Origin of the sequence: Pseudomonas spelaei (assembly GCF_009724245.1) — a bacterium.
GTDB lineage: Bacteria > Pseudomonadota > Gammaproteobacteria > Pseudomonadales > Pseudomonadaceae > Aquipseudomonas > Aquipseudomonas spelaei.
Genome location: NZ_WNNK01000004.1, coordinates 41,035 through 54,086, shown reverse-complemented (window position 1 = coordinate 54,086; position 13,052 = coordinate 41,035). Strand labels below are relative to the sequence as shown.

13 protein-coding genes are annotated in these 13,052 nt (G+C 61.3%); 5 read left to right on the top strand and 8 right to left on the bottom strand.

Translation table 11 applies throughout. From position 1 onward, the window contains the following. Positions 1-25: 25 nt before the first annotated feature. The 5 genes from GNF76_RS06185 to def are packed head-to-tail and all read right to left on the bottom strand — an operon-like array spanning position 26 to position 4,616. Positions 26-337 carry a tetratricopeptide repeat protein gene (locus tag GNF76_RS06185; protein ID WP_155582308.1) on the bottom strand — a complete coding sequence of 104 codons (312 nt, stop codon included), beginning with the start codon at positions 335-337 and terminating at the stop codon, positions 26-28. A 53-nt stretch (positions 338-390) separates the two neighbouring features. After that, positions 391-1,764: a Trk system potassium transporter TrkA gene (gene trkA, locus GNF76_RS06180; RefSeq protein WP_155582307.1), complete on the bottom strand. Its 1,374-nt coding sequence runs from the start codon at positions 1,762-1,764 to the stop codon at positions 391-393. A gap of 12 nt (positions 1,765-1,776) precedes the next feature. Next, a complete protein-coding gene (gene rsmB / locus GNF76_RS06175; RefSeq protein ID WP_155582306.1) occupies positions 1,777-3,096 on the bottom strand; it encodes a 16S rRNA (cytosine(967)-C(5))-methyltransferase RsmB in 1,320 nt (439 codons plus the stop codon). After that, a complete protein-coding gene (gene fmt / locus GNF76_RS06170; protein WP_155582305.1) occupies positions 3,093-4,052 on the bottom strand; it encodes a methionyl-tRNA formyltransferase in 960 nt (319 codons plus the stop codon). Before fmt ends, rsmB begins: the two co-directional genes overlap by 4 nt. Before the next feature lie 57 nt (positions 4,053-4,109). Next, a complete protein-coding gene (gene def, locus GNF76_RS06165; protein WP_155582304.1) occupies positions 4,110-4,616 on the bottom strand; it encodes a peptide deformylase in 507 nt (168 codons plus the stop codon). A gap of 138 nt (positions 4,617-4,754) precedes the next feature. Between def and GNF76_RS06160 the strand changes: the two genes are divergently transcribed. The 3 genes from GNF76_RS06160 to tsaC all read left to right on the top strand — a co-directional run bounded on the left by GNF76_RS06160 (position 4,755) and on the right by tsaC (position 7,325). Then, positions 4,755-5,555 carry a peptidoglycan-binding protein gene (locus GNF76_RS06160; RefSeq protein ID WP_155582303.1) on the top strand — a complete coding sequence of 267 codons (801 nt, stop codon included), beginning with the start codon at positions 4,755-4,757 and terminating at the stop codon, positions 5,553-5,555. 63 nt (positions 5,556-5,618) lie between these two features. Further along, on the top strand, positions 5,619-6,713 hold the full coding sequence (dprA, locus tag GNF76_RS06155; RefSeq protein ID WP_155582302.1) for a DNA-processing protein DprA: 1,095 nt from the start codon (positions 5,619-5,621) through the stop codon (positions 6,711-6,713). Positions 6,714-6,767: 54 nt separating this feature from the next. Continuing rightward, positions 6,768-7,325, top strand: a complete 558-nt coding sequence (gene tsaC, locus GNF76_RS06150; RefSeq protein ID WP_155582301.1) for an L-threonylcarbamoyladenylate synthase type 1 TsaC — start codon at positions 6,768-6,770, stop codon at positions 7,323-7,325. A 129-nt stretch (positions 7,326-7,454) separates the two neighbouring features. Here tsaC and GNF76_RS06145 read toward each other — a convergent pair whose 3' ends face one another. Next, a complete protein-coding gene (locus GNF76_RS06145; RefSeq protein ID WP_155582300.1) occupies positions 7,455-8,432 on the bottom strand; it encodes a quinone oxidoreductase family protein in 978 nt (325 codons plus the stop codon). A 160-nt stretch (positions 8,433-8,592) separates the two neighbouring features. On the opposite strand from GNF76_RS06145, the gene hemF reads away from it, so the two are divergent. Continuing rightward, positions 8,593-9,525 carry an oxygen-dependent coproporphyrinogen oxidase gene (hemF, locus tag GNF76_RS06140; protein WP_155582299.1) on the top strand — a complete coding sequence of 311 codons (933 nt, stop codon included), beginning with the start codon at positions 8,593-8,595 and terminating at the stop codon, positions 9,523-9,525. Next, complete coding sequence (aroE, locus tag GNF76_RS06135) at positions 9,525-10,343, top strand: shikimate dehydrogenase (RefSeq protein ID WP_155582298.1); 819 nt, start codon at positions 9,525-9,527, stop codon at positions 10,341-10,343. Before hemF ends, aroE begins: the two co-directional genes overlap by 1 nt. Before the next feature lie 53 nt (positions 10,344-10,396). Here the strand turns inward: aroE and GNF76_RS06130 are convergent, their stop codons facing one another. Both GNF76_RS06130 and choX read right to left on the bottom strand, forming a co-directional pair. Next, on the bottom strand, positions 10,397-11,965 hold the full coding sequence (locus tag GNF76_RS06130; RefSeq protein WP_155582297.1) for a SulP family inorganic anion transporter: 1,569 nt from the start codon (positions 11,963-11,965) through the stop codon (positions 10,397-10,399). 163 nt (positions 11,966-12,128) lie between these two features. Then, positions 12,129-13,049: a choline ABC transporter substrate-binding protein gene (gene choX / locus GNF76_RS06125; protein WP_155582296.1), complete on the bottom strand. Its 921-nt coding sequence runs from the start codon at positions 13,047-13,049 to the stop codon at positions 12,129-12,131. Positions 13,050-13,052 lie beyond the last annotated feature (3 nt).

Sequence of the window (13,052 nt, the reverse complement as noted above, 5' to 3'; positions counted from 1 at the left end):
AAGCCAGCTCCCACAGGGGATCACTTCAGGCTTGGCGATCGAGTTTCTTCAGGAATACCGCCATCTCTTTTTCTGCCTGCTTGTCACCATGGGCCTGGGCTGCTGCAATCCCCTGCTCCCACGCCAACCGCGCCGCAGCCTGATCCCCCAACCCCAGCTGTGCCTTGCCCAACAGCTTCCAGGCTACCGAATACTTCGGATCGAACTCGACGCATTTCTGCAAATGCTCGGCCGCCTTGGCGCTATCTTTCAGATCCAGATAGCCCTTGCCCAAACCAAACCGCAGCAATGAGTTATCCACACCCTTGGCGAGCATTTTTTCCAGGGATTCGAGCATGTTGTGAACTCCGTATAGACCTGTAGCCGCAGCCTGCGGCAGCGGCTACAAGATCAGAAAAAACTCAGCCCCACGTGGAACAGCTTCTCCACGTCGCGGATATGTTTTTTATCCACAAGGAACAGAATCACATGGTCGCCGGTGGCGATTACCGTGTCGTCGTGGGCGATGATCACTTCTTCATCCCGAATGATCGCGCCAATGGTTGTCCCTGGTGGCAAGCCAATGTCACGAATCGCCTTGCCAATCACTTTGCTCGACTTCGAGTCACCGTGGGCGATTGCCTCGATGGCTTCCGCCGCGCCCCGACGCAATGAGTGCACGCTGACGATATCGCCGCGCCGCACGTGGGCGAGCAAGGTGCCGATGGTCGCCAGTTGCGGGCTGATGGCGATGTCGATATCGCCGCCCTGGATCAGGTCGACATAGGCCGGATTGTTGATGATGGTCATCACCTTCTTCGCCCCCAGCCGCTTGGCTAGCAACGACGACATGATGTTGGCTTCGTCGTCGTTGGTCAGGGCCAGGAAGATATCGGCGTCGGCGATATTTTCTTCCAGCAGCAGGTCACGGTCCGAGGCACTGCCTTGCAGTACGACGGTGCTGTCGAGGGTGTCGGACAAATACCGGCAGCGCGCGGGGTTCATCTCGATGATCTTCACCTGGTAGCGGCTTTCGATGGCCTCGGCCAGGCGTTCGCCGATCTGCCCGCCACCGGCGATGACAATGCGTTTGTAGTTCTCTTCGAGGCGACGCATTTCGCTCATGACTGCACGAATATTCGCTTTGGCGGCGATGAAGAAAACCTCGTCGTCAGCCTCGATCACGGTATCGCCCTGGGGCAGGATCGGCCGGTCGCGACGGAAGATCGCAGCTACCCGCGTCTCGACATTCGGCATGTGCTCACGCAGCTGCCGCAGTTGCTGACCCACCAACGGCCCGCCGTAGTAGGCCTTGACCGCCACCAGTTGCGCCTTGCCTTCGGCAAAGTCGATCACCTGCAAGGCGCCGGGAATTTCGATCAGGCGCTTGATGTAGTGGGTGACCACCTGCTCCGGGCTGATCAGCACGTCCACCGGAATCGCGTCGTTGTCGAACAGGCCGGCGCGGGTCAGGTAGGCCGCCTCACGCACCCGGGCGATTTTGGTCGGGGTGTGGAACAGTGTGTGGGCGACCTGGCAGGCGACCATATTGGTTTCGTCGCTGTTGGTCACCGCCACCAGCATGTCGGCGTCATCCGCGCCGGCCTGGCGCAGTACCGTGGGGAACGAGGCACGGCCTTGCACGGTGCGGATGTCCAGGCGGTCGCCGAGGTCTCGCAGGCGCTCGGCGTCGGTGTCGACCACGGTGATGTCGTTGGCTTCGCTGGCCAAATGCTCGGCCAGCGTACCGCCGACCTGCCCTGCGCCGAGGATGATGATTTTCATCCGGTCACTCCCTTAAACCATTGCGCCGCGTGCGGCGGCAATCTTGATCAGCTTGGCGTAATAGAACCCGTCGTGGCCGCCTTCCTGGGCCAGCAACTGGCGTCCATGAGGCTGCTTGATCCCGGCCTGGATGTCGAGGTCCAACTCCCGCGCGCCACTGGTGCGGGCGAGGAACGCTTCGATCACTTCGGTGTTTTCGGTGGGCAGCGTCGAGCAGGTGGCGTAAAGCAGGATGCCGCCGACTTCGAGGGTGGGCCACAACGCATCCAGCAGCTCGCCTTGCAACACGGCCAGGGCGGCGATGTCGTCGGGTTGGCGGGTCAGCTTGATGTCCGGGTGGCGACGAATCACCCCGGTGGCGGAACACGGTGCGTCCAGCAGGATGCGCTGGAACAGCTTGCCGTCCCACCAGCCGGCGGTGTCGCGGCCGTCGGCGGCGATTAACTCGGCGCTCAGGCCCAGGCGTGCGAGGTTTTCTCGCACGCGCACCAGGCGCTTGGCTTCCAGGTCCACGGCTACCACACCGGCGAGGCCAGGCTCGACCTCCATGATGTGGCAGGTCTTGCCGCCGGGTGCACAGCAGGCGTCCAGCACCCGTTGGCCGGGGGCCAGGTCCAGCAGGTCGGCGGCCAGTTGGGCGGCTTCGTCCTGCACGCTGATCCAGCCTTCGGCAAAGCCAGGCAGGCTACGCACGTCACCAGGTTCTGTAAGAACGATACCGTCCTGGCTGTAGACACAGGCACTGGCCGCTACACCGGCGTCGCTCAGCAATGTGAGATAGGCATCGCGTGTCTGGTGGCGGCGATTGACCCGCAAGATCATCGGCGGATGCGCATTGTTGGCCGCGCAGATGGCTTCCCATTGCTCAGGCCAGAAGGCTTTCAGGGACTTTTGCAGCCAGCGCGGGTGAGCGGTGCGCACCACCGGGTCGTGTTCCAGCTCGGCCAGCAGGGCTTCGCTCTCGCGCTGGGCGCGGCGCAGTACGGCGTTGAGCAAGGCCTTGGCCCAGGGCTTTTTCAGCTTGTCGGCGCAACCGACGGTTTCACCGATGGCGGCGTGGGCCGGCACGCGGGTGTAGAGCAGTTGGTAGAGGCCCACCAGCAGCAGCGCTTCGACATCGGCATCTGCGGCTTTGAACGGCTTTTGCAGCAGCTTGGCCGCCAGCGCCGACAAACGCGGCTGCCAGCGGGCGGTGCCAAAGGCCAGGTCCTGGGTGAAGCCGCGGTCACGGTCTTCGACTTTATCCAGTTGGGTCGGCAACGAACTGTTGAGGGAAGCCTTGCCGTTGAGCACGGCGGCCAAGGCCCTGGCGGCGGCCAGACGTGGGTTCATTGGGCTTCCACCGCTTGGCCCAGGATGATCCCGACGGCAAATTTCTCACGGCGGCTGTTGAACAAATCGCTGAAGTTCAGCGCCTTGCCGCCGGGCAATTGCAGACGGGTCAGACACAATGCTTGTTCACCGCAGGCGACCAACAGGCCGTCCTTGCTGGCGCCGATGATCTCGCCTGGTGCGCCTTTGCCTTCGGCCAAACTGGCGGCCAGTACTTTCAAGGCTTCACCGCTGAGGGTGCTATGGCAGATCGGCCATGGGTTGAAGGCACGTACCAGGCGCTCCAGTTCTACGGCCGGGCGGCTCCAGTCGATGCGCGCTTCGTCCTTGTTCAATTTGTGGGCGTAGGTGGCGAGGTTGTCATCCTGAACTTCGCCTTCCAGCGTGCCTGCGGCCAAACCGGCGATGGCCTGGACCACCGCTGGCGGGCCCATTTCGGCGAGGCGATCATGCAGGGTGCCGCCCGTGTCTTCGCCAGTGATCGGTGTGGTGACTTTCAGCAGCATCGGGCCGGTATCCAGGCCTGCTTCCATGCGCATCACGGTCACACCACTCATCGCGTCGCCGGCTTCGACGGCACGTTGGATCGGTGCCGCACCGCGCCAGCGTGGCAACAAGGATGCGTGGCTGTTGATGCAGCCCAGGCGTGGGATATCCAGCACCGCCTGGGGCAGGATCAGGCCGTAGGCCACCACCACCAGCAGGTCGGGTTTCAGCGCGGCGAGCTCGGCTTGGGCGTCGACGTTACGCAGGGTCGGCGGTTGCAGCACGACAATGTTGTGCTCCAAGGCCAACTGCTTGACCGGGCTGGGCATCAGTTTTTGCCCACGACCGGCCGGACGGTCCGGCTGGGTATAGACCGCCACGATCTCGTAGGGGCTATCGAGCAGGGCCTTGAGGTGTTCGGCGGCAAACTCTGGGGTGCCGGCAAAAACGATGCGCAGTGGCTCGGTCATGGGAAACGTCTCACAAAAGAAAAAGGCTTGCCGGAGCAAGCCTTTGAAAGAAAGGAATCAAGCTTGCTGGCGATGTTTCTTTTCCAGCTTCTTCTTGATCCGGTCGCGTTTAAGCGTGGACAGGTAATCGACGAACAACTTGCCATTGAGGTGATCGCATTCATGCTGGATGCACACCGCCAACAGGCCTTCGGCAATCAGCTCAAACGGCTTGCCGTCACGGTCCAGGGCCTTGATCTTGACCTGCTGCGGACGGTCTACGTTCTCGTAGAAGTCCGGCACCGACAGGCAGCCTTCCTGGTACTGACCCATCTCGTCGGTCAGGGTCTCGAACTCAGGGTTGATAAACACCAGGGGCTCGCTGCGATCTTCGGACAGGTCCATGACCACGACGCGCTGATGCACGTCGACCTGGGTCGCGGCTAGGCCGATACCCGGGGCTTCATACATTGTTTCAAACATGTCATCGACCAACTGACGAACCTTGGCGTCCACTACGGCCACTGGCTTGGCGATAGTGCGCAGGCGTGAGTCCGGAAATTCGAGGATGTTCAAAATAGCCATAAGCGTAATTGCTGCACATGTGAGGTAAAGGCAAGTCGGCATCGGGGATGGACCCCGTGAGTGCCGGTGGAAAACGTCCGAAAGCCGCTAAGGCCAAGGCGTTTCACGCGAACGTACATAATAAAGGAGATTCACCCCATGAGGAAATCGCTACTCGTCTTGCTGCTGTGGGCCATGGCTGCCGAGGCCCATGTACCGGCGCTATCCAACGATACTTATCCACAGCCCCCGCAGGCGCTGGACAGCCAGACCCGAAAGGCTATCCAGCGCTTTTTGCTGCACAACCGAATACTCGACACCCCGCACATTCTGGACACCGCGCCTTACATTATTGCCGCAGAGGCTGGACGGGTGTTGGGTGCCAATGGTGAGCGAGTCCACGCTCGGGGCGCTCTGGACCCTGCACAACTTACCTATGGAATTTTCCGCCGGGGCAAGGTTTACATCGACCCTGACAGCCAGGAACTCTTGGGAATCAACGCCGACGATATCGGTACCGCCCGTTTTGTGATGGCGGGCGATGTGACGACCTTGGCCATGGAACGCGTGACCCAGGAGGTACGACCGGGGGATCGTTTGCTCGCCGCACAGCCCGCCGCTCCCCTGTCGAACCTGCTGGCCCAAGTGCCTGCGCAGCGCATTACAGGGCGAATCATCGACGTGCCCCGGGGCGTGACGCAGATTGGTGTGCTCGATGCGGTAACCCTGAACAAGGGGCGCCGCGACGGCTTGATGGAAGGCCATTTGCTGTCGGTGAAAAAAACCGGGGAAACCGTACGCGACCGGATCACGGACGCTGTGGTGAAGATTCCTGATGAACGTGCCGGTACCCTTTTGGTGTTTCGCACCTATGAAAAACTCAGTTACGGACTGGTCCTTGGCGCCTCACGCTCGCTGGCGGTGATGGACCGTTTCGAGAGTCCTGAACAAACACAATAATTAGCCAGCTAAATAAGTTACCAACAGAGTTATCCACAGCTTGTTCAGATCAAGGATGATCAGATGTCGTCGACCGATACCCGTACCCTTTCTCCTGCAGAACTGGAAGCACGCTTGCGTTTGCACCGGCTGCCGGAGCTTGGGCCAAAACGTTTCAAAAAATTGATCGAGGCGTTTGGCTCGGCCTCGAAAGCCATTAGTGCACCAGCCAGCGCGTGGCGTTCTCTGGGTTTACCGCTGGCTTGCAGCGAGGCCCGACGCAGCCAGGAAGTTCGCGACGGCGCCAGTGCTGCATTGGCCTGGCTTGAGCGCCCGGCCCAGCATTTGCTGATGTGGGACCAGTCGGAATACCCCGCGTTACTGTCAGAAATTGCAGATGCACCGCCGCTGTTATTTGTCGCCGGCGACCCGACTATCCTGGAAAAGCCGCAACTGGCCATGGTGGGCAGCCGTCGCGCATCCAGGCCGGGAATGGACACTGCCGCAGCGTTTTCCCGCAGCCTGGCAGGTGCCGGTTTTGTCATCACCAGTGGCCTGGCGCTTGGAATCGACGGCGCGGCGCACCAAGCGGCATTGGATGTCGGTGGACAGACAATCGGCGTGTTGGGCACTGGCCTGGAAAACTTTTATCCACAGCGCCACCGACGTCTGGCTGCGGCGATGATTGCCCAGGGCAGCGCGGTGGTTTCCGAGTTCCCTTTGGACGCGGTTCCTCAGGCCGGTAACTTCCCACGGCGTAATCGCATCATCAGTGGCTTGTCCTTAGGGGTGCTGGTGGTGGAGGCCAGTGTCGCCAGTGGTTCGCTGATCACCGCCCGGCTGGCGGCGGAGCAGGGGCGCGAGGTATATGCGATCCCCGGCTCCATCCATCATCCGGGCGCCAAGGGTTGCCATCAGTTGATACGCGATGGCGCAATGCTGGTGGAGACCATCGAACACATTCTTGAGGGCCTGCGGGGCTGGCAGGCGTTGTCCCGCCCGGCGCCGATCGCGGTGACTCATCCATTGGTGGCGCTGCTGCATGCCGCTCCCCACACCAGCGAATCCTTGGCGGTTGCCAGTGGCCAAGCGCTGTCCCACGTGCTGGCAACCCTCACGGAATTGGAACTGGAGGGCCGGGTTGTCTGTGAAAGCGGTCGCTGGCTTGCGCGCAGCTAGGTTTTGTAACGAAGATCGGTAAACTGCGCAGAGCTTTAGTCCGGAGAGTGAGCAATGGTCAACAGGTGGCGTGTGCGAGAAGCCGCACGAGAAATTCGCGCAGGCGCGGTGATTGCCTATCCAACCGAGGCGGTCTGGGGCCTGGGCTGCGACCCTTGGAATGAAGAAGCAGTGGATCGCTTGCTGGCGATCAAGGGCCGTTCAGTGGATAAGGGCCTGATCTTGATTGCCGATAACATCCGCCAGTTCGATTTTCTCTTCGAAGACTTCCCTGACCTGTGGATAGATCGCATGGCCAGCACCTGGCCGGGGCCTAACACTTGGCTGGTGCCTCATCAGGACTTGCTGCCTGAATGGATCACCGGGGTGCATGACACGGTGGCGTTGCGGGTCAGTGATCATCCGCTGGTGCGGGATTTGTGTTCACTGGTGGGGCCGCTGATCTCCACCTCGGCCAACCCGCAGGGCCGTCCGGCGGCGCGCACGCGGATTCGCGTGGAGCAGTATTTCCGTGGGCAAGTGGATCTGGTGTTGGGTGGGAATCTGGGTGGGCGCAAGAACCCGAGTCTGATTCGGGATCTGGCGAGTGGTGAGGTTGTGCGGCCGTCTTGAGACCGGGTCGCGGCCTTCGCGAGCAAGCCCGCTCCCACTTTTAACCGAGTTCCCCCTTTGGAGTGCGGTCGAATGTGGGAGCGGGCTTGCTCGCGAAGAGGCCCTCAGAGCTACTGCAAATTCAAAGTCTTATGGCAACAGAATGGTCGACCCCGTAGTCCGCCGTCCCGACAACTCAGTCTGCGCCTTCGCCGCATCCGCCAGCGAATACCGCTGGTTGATATCAATGCGCACCTTGCCACTTTTGATCATCGAAAACAGATCATCCGCCATCGCCTGCAGGTTTTCCGGGTTGTTGGCATAGGTCGCCAACGTCGGGCGAGTGACATACAGCGAGCCCTTGGCCGCCAGAATCCCCAGATTGACCCCGTCTACCGCCCCCGATGCATTACCAAAACTCACCACCAGCCCACGCGGTGCCACGCTGTCCAGCGATGTCAGCCAGGTGTCTTTGCCCACGCCGTCGTACACCACCGGGCATTTCTTGCCATCAGTCAGTTCCAGTACACGCTGTGCGACGTTTTCCTTGCTGTAGTCGATGGTTTCCCAGGCACCGAGGGATTTGGCCAACGCGGCTTTTTCCGGCGAGCTGACGGTACCGATCAGCTTCACGCCCAACGCTTTGGCCCACTGGCAAGCCAGAGAGCCGACGCCACCGGCAGCGGCGTGGAACAAGATGGTTTCGCCGCCTTTCAACTCATAGGTCTGACGCAGCAGGTACTGCACGGTCAGGCCCTTGAGCATGGCGCCTGCGGCCTGTTCGAAGCTGATGTCGTCCGGCAGGTGCACCAGGTTGGCAGCCGGCAGCACATGCAGTTCGCTGTAGGCGCCCAGTGGGCCGCTGCCATAGGCCACGCGGTCGCCGACCTTGAACTGAGTCACTTCACTGCCCACCGCCTCCACCACCCCGGCGCCTTCCGCGCCCAGGCCTGATGGCAACGCCGGTGGCGCGTACAGACCACTGCGAAAATACGTGTCGATGAAGTTCAGGCCAATGGCCTTGTTGCTCACGCGCACCTGCAGCGGGCCCGGTTCTGCCGGCGTGTAGTCGACGTACTCAAGCACTTCGGGGCCGCCATGGGCACGGAACTGGATACGTTTGGCCATCTGCACTCTCCTCAAGTCAATGTCGCGAAGGGCTCCTATCGGACTCCTAAGCGTGATCTTCGTCAACTGCGGCGCAACCCGGTGCGGTGGTATCCTGTGCGCCCATTTGCCGCCGACGCCCAACGGCCTCGCGTAGCTTTGCCCGATTCAAGGTGATGCCATGACTACTCGCACCGAGGCTGTTAAAGCCTACCTGCTCGACCTGCAAGACCGCATTTGCAGCGCCCTGGAAACCTTCGAGACGGACACTCGCTTTATCGAAGACGCCTGGACCCGGCCTGCCGGCGGCGGCGGTCGTACCCGTGTAATCGAAAACGGTTCGGTGATCGAGAAAGGCGGCGTCAACTTTTCCCACGTCTTCGGCAGCGGCCTGCCGCCGTCCGCCAGCGCCCATCGCCCGGAACTCGCCGGTCGTGGTTTTGAGGCCCTCGGCGTGTCGTTGGTGATTCACCCCCACAACCCTCATGTGCCGACTTCCCACGCCAACGTGCGCTTTTTCATTGCTGAAAAAGAAGGTGAAGAGTCGGTGTGGTGGTTCGGTGGCGGCTTTGACCTGACGCCCTACTACGGCAACGAAGAGGATTGCATTCACTGGCACCGCGTGGCTGAGCAGGCCTGTGCGCCATTCGGCCCGGATGTCTATTCACGCTACAAGGCCTGGTGCGACAGCTACTTCCACATCAAGCACCGCAACGAACCCCGGGGCATCGGCGGCCTGTTTTTCGATGATTTGAACGAGTGGGACTTCGACACCAGCTTTGCGTTCATGCGCGCCATTGGCGATGCCTACATCGACGCCTACCTGCCGATCGTCCAGCGCCGTCAGGCCATGGCCTACACCGAGAAACAGCGTGAATTCCAGGAATTCCGCCGTGGCCGCTACGTCGAATTCAACCTGGTCTACGACCGTGGCACGCTGTTTGGCCTGCAATCAGGTGGCCGCACCGAGTCGATCCTGATGTCCCTGCCGCCGCAAGTGCGCTGGAGCTATGATTGGAAAGCAGAGGCCGGCAGCGAAGAAGCACGCCTGACTGACTACTTCCTGCAAGACCGCGACTGGCTGGGTGTCGTTGCGCCCAAGGCAGTGGTCTGATGGATCGTTATGTCGTCTTCGGTAACCCTATCGGGCACAGCAAGTCGCCGCTGATTCATCGCCTGTTCGCTGAGCAGACCGGCGAACAGCTGGACTACAGCACCTTGCTGGCGCCGCTGGAGGATTTTACTGGCTGCGCCCGTGAGTTTTTCCTGCAAGGCCGTGGTGCCAACGTCACCGTGCCGTTCAAGGAAGAAGCCTATCGTCTGGCCAACACCCTGACTGAGCGTGCCCAGCGCGCCGGTGCGGTAAACACCCTGAGCAAACTCGCGGATGGCAGCCTGTTGGGCGACAACACCGACGGTGCCGGGCTGGTGCGGGACCTGACGGTCAACGCAGGCTTGAGCCTGCAAGGCAAACGCATTTTGCTGCTGGGCGCGGGCGGCGCGGTGCGCGGTGCATTGGAGCCGTTGCTGGCGCAGCAACCCGCTTCATTGATTATTGCCAACCGCACCGTCGAAAAGGCCGAATTGCTGGCCGCGTTGTTCGTTGATCTTGGTCCCGTATCTGCCAGTGGTTTTGACTGGTTGCGCGAGCCAGTGGACGTGATCATCAACGCTACCTCGGCCAGCCTGTCGGGTGATGTTCCGCCGATTGCCGGCAGCCTGATCGAGCCAGGCAAGACCTTTTGCTACGACATGATGTACGCCAAGGAGCCTACGGTGTTCTGTCGTTGGGCCAGTGAGCAGGGCGCAGCGCAGGCAATGGATGGCTTGGGGATGCTGGTGGAACAGGCCGCGGAAGCGTTCTTCCTGTGGCGCGGCGTACGGCCGAAGTCGGCGCCGGTGCTGGCTGAGCTGCGGCGGCAGTTGGCCTGACACAAATCTAAATGTGGGAGCGAGCAAGCCCGCTCCCACATTTTTGACCGCGTTCAGTCTTCAAAGTGGAGGGGACATTTATCGGCCCCTTCCAGCTTCTTCAACTCTTCCACCACCTGCGGCCTGGCCCGGCGCAACGTCAGGCTGCGCCCCAGCCCCTTCAATCTCCGCGCTTCCTGGTGCAGCATTTCCACCCCGGAATAGTCGATAAAGTTGATCTGTTGCGCCTCGATTACCACCCGCTGGCCCTGCAAGCTTTGCAGGCGCACTTGCAGGTAATGGCTGGCGCCAAAAAAGATCGAGCCTCCCACCCGCAGCACATCTTCCTCACCGTCGCGCCATTGCTGGACCCGTGGCTGTGACGTGCGCTTGAGGTAGAAAAATAACGAGGCCAACACCCCGGCGTAGATCGCCGTCTGCAATTCCAGCAGCAACGTGGCGACGCAGGTCAGGCTCATCACCACGAACTCGGCGCGGCTGACCCGGAACAGTGCGCGAATACCCCGATGGTCCACCAGCCCCCAACAAATCAGCAGAATGCTGGCGGCCATGCTCGGGATCGGAATATGCGCGATCAACGCGGCGCCGAATAGCGCAAACACTGCGACCCATAGCGCAGAAAATACGCCGGCCAAGGGTGAGCAGGCGCCCGCCTCATAACTCAGGCCTGAACGGGTGAAGGAACCGGCCGACAGGTACCCGGAGAAAAATCCGCCAACGATGTTCGACAGTCCCTGGGCGCGGACTTCCTGATTGGCGTCGAGCAATTGTTGGGAGCGTGCCGACAACGAGCGAGCAATCGACAGGCTGGTCACCAGCCCCAGCATGCCCACCGCCACGGCACTGGGCAGGAGGCGCAGGACCATATCCAGATCCATCGGCAGCGGGCTCAATGGCGGCAGTTTGCCGACAAAGGCGCTGACCAGCGCAACATGCCCGAACATTGCCGGCCACAGCCAGGCCACCAGGCTGCCCAGGGCGAGGGCAATCAACAAGGTCGGCCAGCGCGGCACCACTAACTTGAGCAATACACCCACGGCCAAGGTGCCCAGCCCGAGCACGAGTGAAGGACGATCCCACTCCCCTGCGTGGTTGATCAGCGCCAGCAGGCTGTTGATCGCCGTGGCCTCGCTCGGCAGGTCCAGCCCCAACAGATTGGGCAACTGCCCCAAGGCAATCACCACCGCCGCACCGAGGGTGAAACCGAGCACCACGGAGTGCGAGACGAAATTCACCAGGGCACCGAAGCGCAGCATGCCCAACAACCACTGGAACAGCCCGGCGAGGAAAGTCAGCAGCAGGATCAGGGTGATGTAGTCCTGGGACCCGGGCACCGCCAGCGGGCTGATGCTGGCGTAGAGCACGATGGAAATCGCCGCCGTCGGGCCGCAGATCAAATGCCAGGATGAGCCCCAGAGGCAGGCAATCAGCACCGGGATGATGGCGGCGTAGAGGCCATATTCCGGTGGGAGACCGGCGATTAGTGCGTAAGCAATGGATTGCGGCAGCGCCAGGATTGCGCCACTGAGCCCGACGATGGCGTCCCGCCCGACGCTGGCGCGGGTTTGGCGCGGGAGCCAGCTCAGGAAGGGGAAGAGGGTCTGGCGGTTGGGCCGGGGCATTGGGCGCTCGGTTGAAAAGGTTTGAATCAGGGTATCACCGGACTGTGGGAGCTGGGCTTGTCGGGTCGCCGCATCGCCGCGATGCAGGCGCCTTGGGTTGCCTGTTAAAACGCGTTGATGCTATCGCAGGCAAGCCAGCTCCCACAGGGATCGGTGTCGGATGTCAGAGTTTGGCTTTTACCGCCACCAACGCATCCTGCCCATCCACGGTTTTAACGCCATCCAACCACTTGTCCAGCACTGCCGGATTCGCCTTGATCCACGCCTTCGCCGCCTCAGCATTGCTGACTTTCTTATTCACCACCTCGGCCATGATGCTGTTCTCCATCTCCTGGGTAAAACTCAGGTTGGTCAGCAGTTTCCCCACGTTGGGGCAAGCCTGCGCATAGCCCTTGCGCGTCAACGTATACACGCTGCCGGTGTCACCGAAGTACTTCTCCCCACCTTTGAGGTAATGCATCTTCAACTGCACGTTCATCGGGTGCGGCGTCCAGCCTAGGAAGGTCACGAAGCGCTGCTTCTTCACCGCGCGGGACACTTCGGCGAGCATCGCCTGTTCACTGGACTCGATCAGTTTCCACTGGCCGAGGTCGAAGTCGTTCTTCTTGATGATCTCCTGCAACGAGATATTCGCCGGCGCGCCCGAACCGATGCCGTAGATCTTCTTGTCGAACTTGTCGGCAAACTTGTTGAGGTCGGCAAAGTCATGCACCCCGGCGTCCCATACATAGTCCGGCACCGCGAGGGTGAACTCGGTGCCGTCGAGGTTTTTCGCCAGTTGCACCACATCGCCATTGGCCACGAACTTGTCGTAGAAGCCTTGCTGGGCCGGCATCCAGTTACCCAGGAACACATCCACCTGGCCGTCCTTGAGCCCACCAAACGTGATGGGTACCGCGAGGGTATCGACCTTGGCCTTGTAGCCCATGCCACTCAATAGAAAACCGGTAATGGCATTGGTCGCGGCGATGTCGCTCCAGCCCGGATCGGCCATCTTCACCGTCTCGCAACTTTGCTCCGCGTAAGCGTTGGCGCTGCTTAATGCCAGCAGTCCGACGCCCAGTGCTGTGGATAACTTCATCATGGC

Excerpts from the sequence above, each read along its gene's own strand:
- GNF76_RS06185 (WP_155582308.1), bottom strand. The coding sequence starts at position 337 with ATGCTCGAATCCCTGGAAAAAATGCTCGCCAAGGGTGTGGATAACTCA.
- trkA (WP_155582307.1), bottom strand. The coding sequence starts at position 1,764 with ATGAAAATCATCATCCTCGGCGCAGGGCAGGTCGGCGGTACGCTGGCC.
- rsmB (WP_155582306.1), bottom strand. The coding sequence starts at position 3,096 with ATGAACCCACGTCTGGCCGCCGCCAGGGCCTTGGCCGCCGTGCTCAAC.
- fmt (WP_155582305.1), bottom strand. The coding sequence starts at position 4,052 with ATGACCGAGCCACTGCGCATCGTTTTTGCCGGCACCCCAGAGTTTGCC.
- def (WP_155582304.1), bottom strand. The coding sequence starts at position 4,616 with ATGGCTATTTTGAACATCCTCGAATTTCCGGACTCACGCCTGCGCACT.
- GNF76_RS06160 (WP_155582303.1), top strand. The coding sequence starts at position 4,755 with ATGAGGAAATCGCTACTCGTCTTGCTGCTGTGGGCCATGGCTGCCGAG.
- dprA (WP_155582302.1), top strand. The coding sequence starts at position 5,619 with ATGTCGTCGACCGATACCCGTACCCTTTCTCCTGCAGAACTGGAAGCA.
- tsaC (WP_155582301.1), top strand. The coding sequence starts at position 6,768 with ATGGTCAACAGGTGGCGTGTGCGAGAAGCCGCACGAGAAATTCGCGCA.
- GNF76_RS06145 (WP_155582300.1), bottom strand. The coding sequence starts at position 8,432 with ATGGCCAAACGTATCCAGTTCCGTGCCCATGGCGGCCCCGAAGTGCTT.
- hemF (WP_155582299.1), top strand. The coding sequence starts at position 8,593 with ATGACTACTCGCACCGAGGCTGTTAAAGCCTACCTGCTCGACCTGCAA.
- aroE (WP_155582298.1), top strand. The coding sequence starts at position 9,525 with ATGGATCGTTATGTCGTCTTCGGTAACCCTATCGGGCACAGCAAGTCG.
- GNF76_RS06130 (WP_155582297.1), bottom strand. The coding sequence starts at position 11,965 with ATGCCCCGGCCCAACCGCCAGACCCTCTTCCCCTTCCTGAGCTGGCTC.
- choX (WP_155582296.1), bottom strand. The coding sequence starts at position 13,049 with ATGATGAAGTTATCCACAGCACTGGGCGTCGGACTGCTGGCATTAAGC.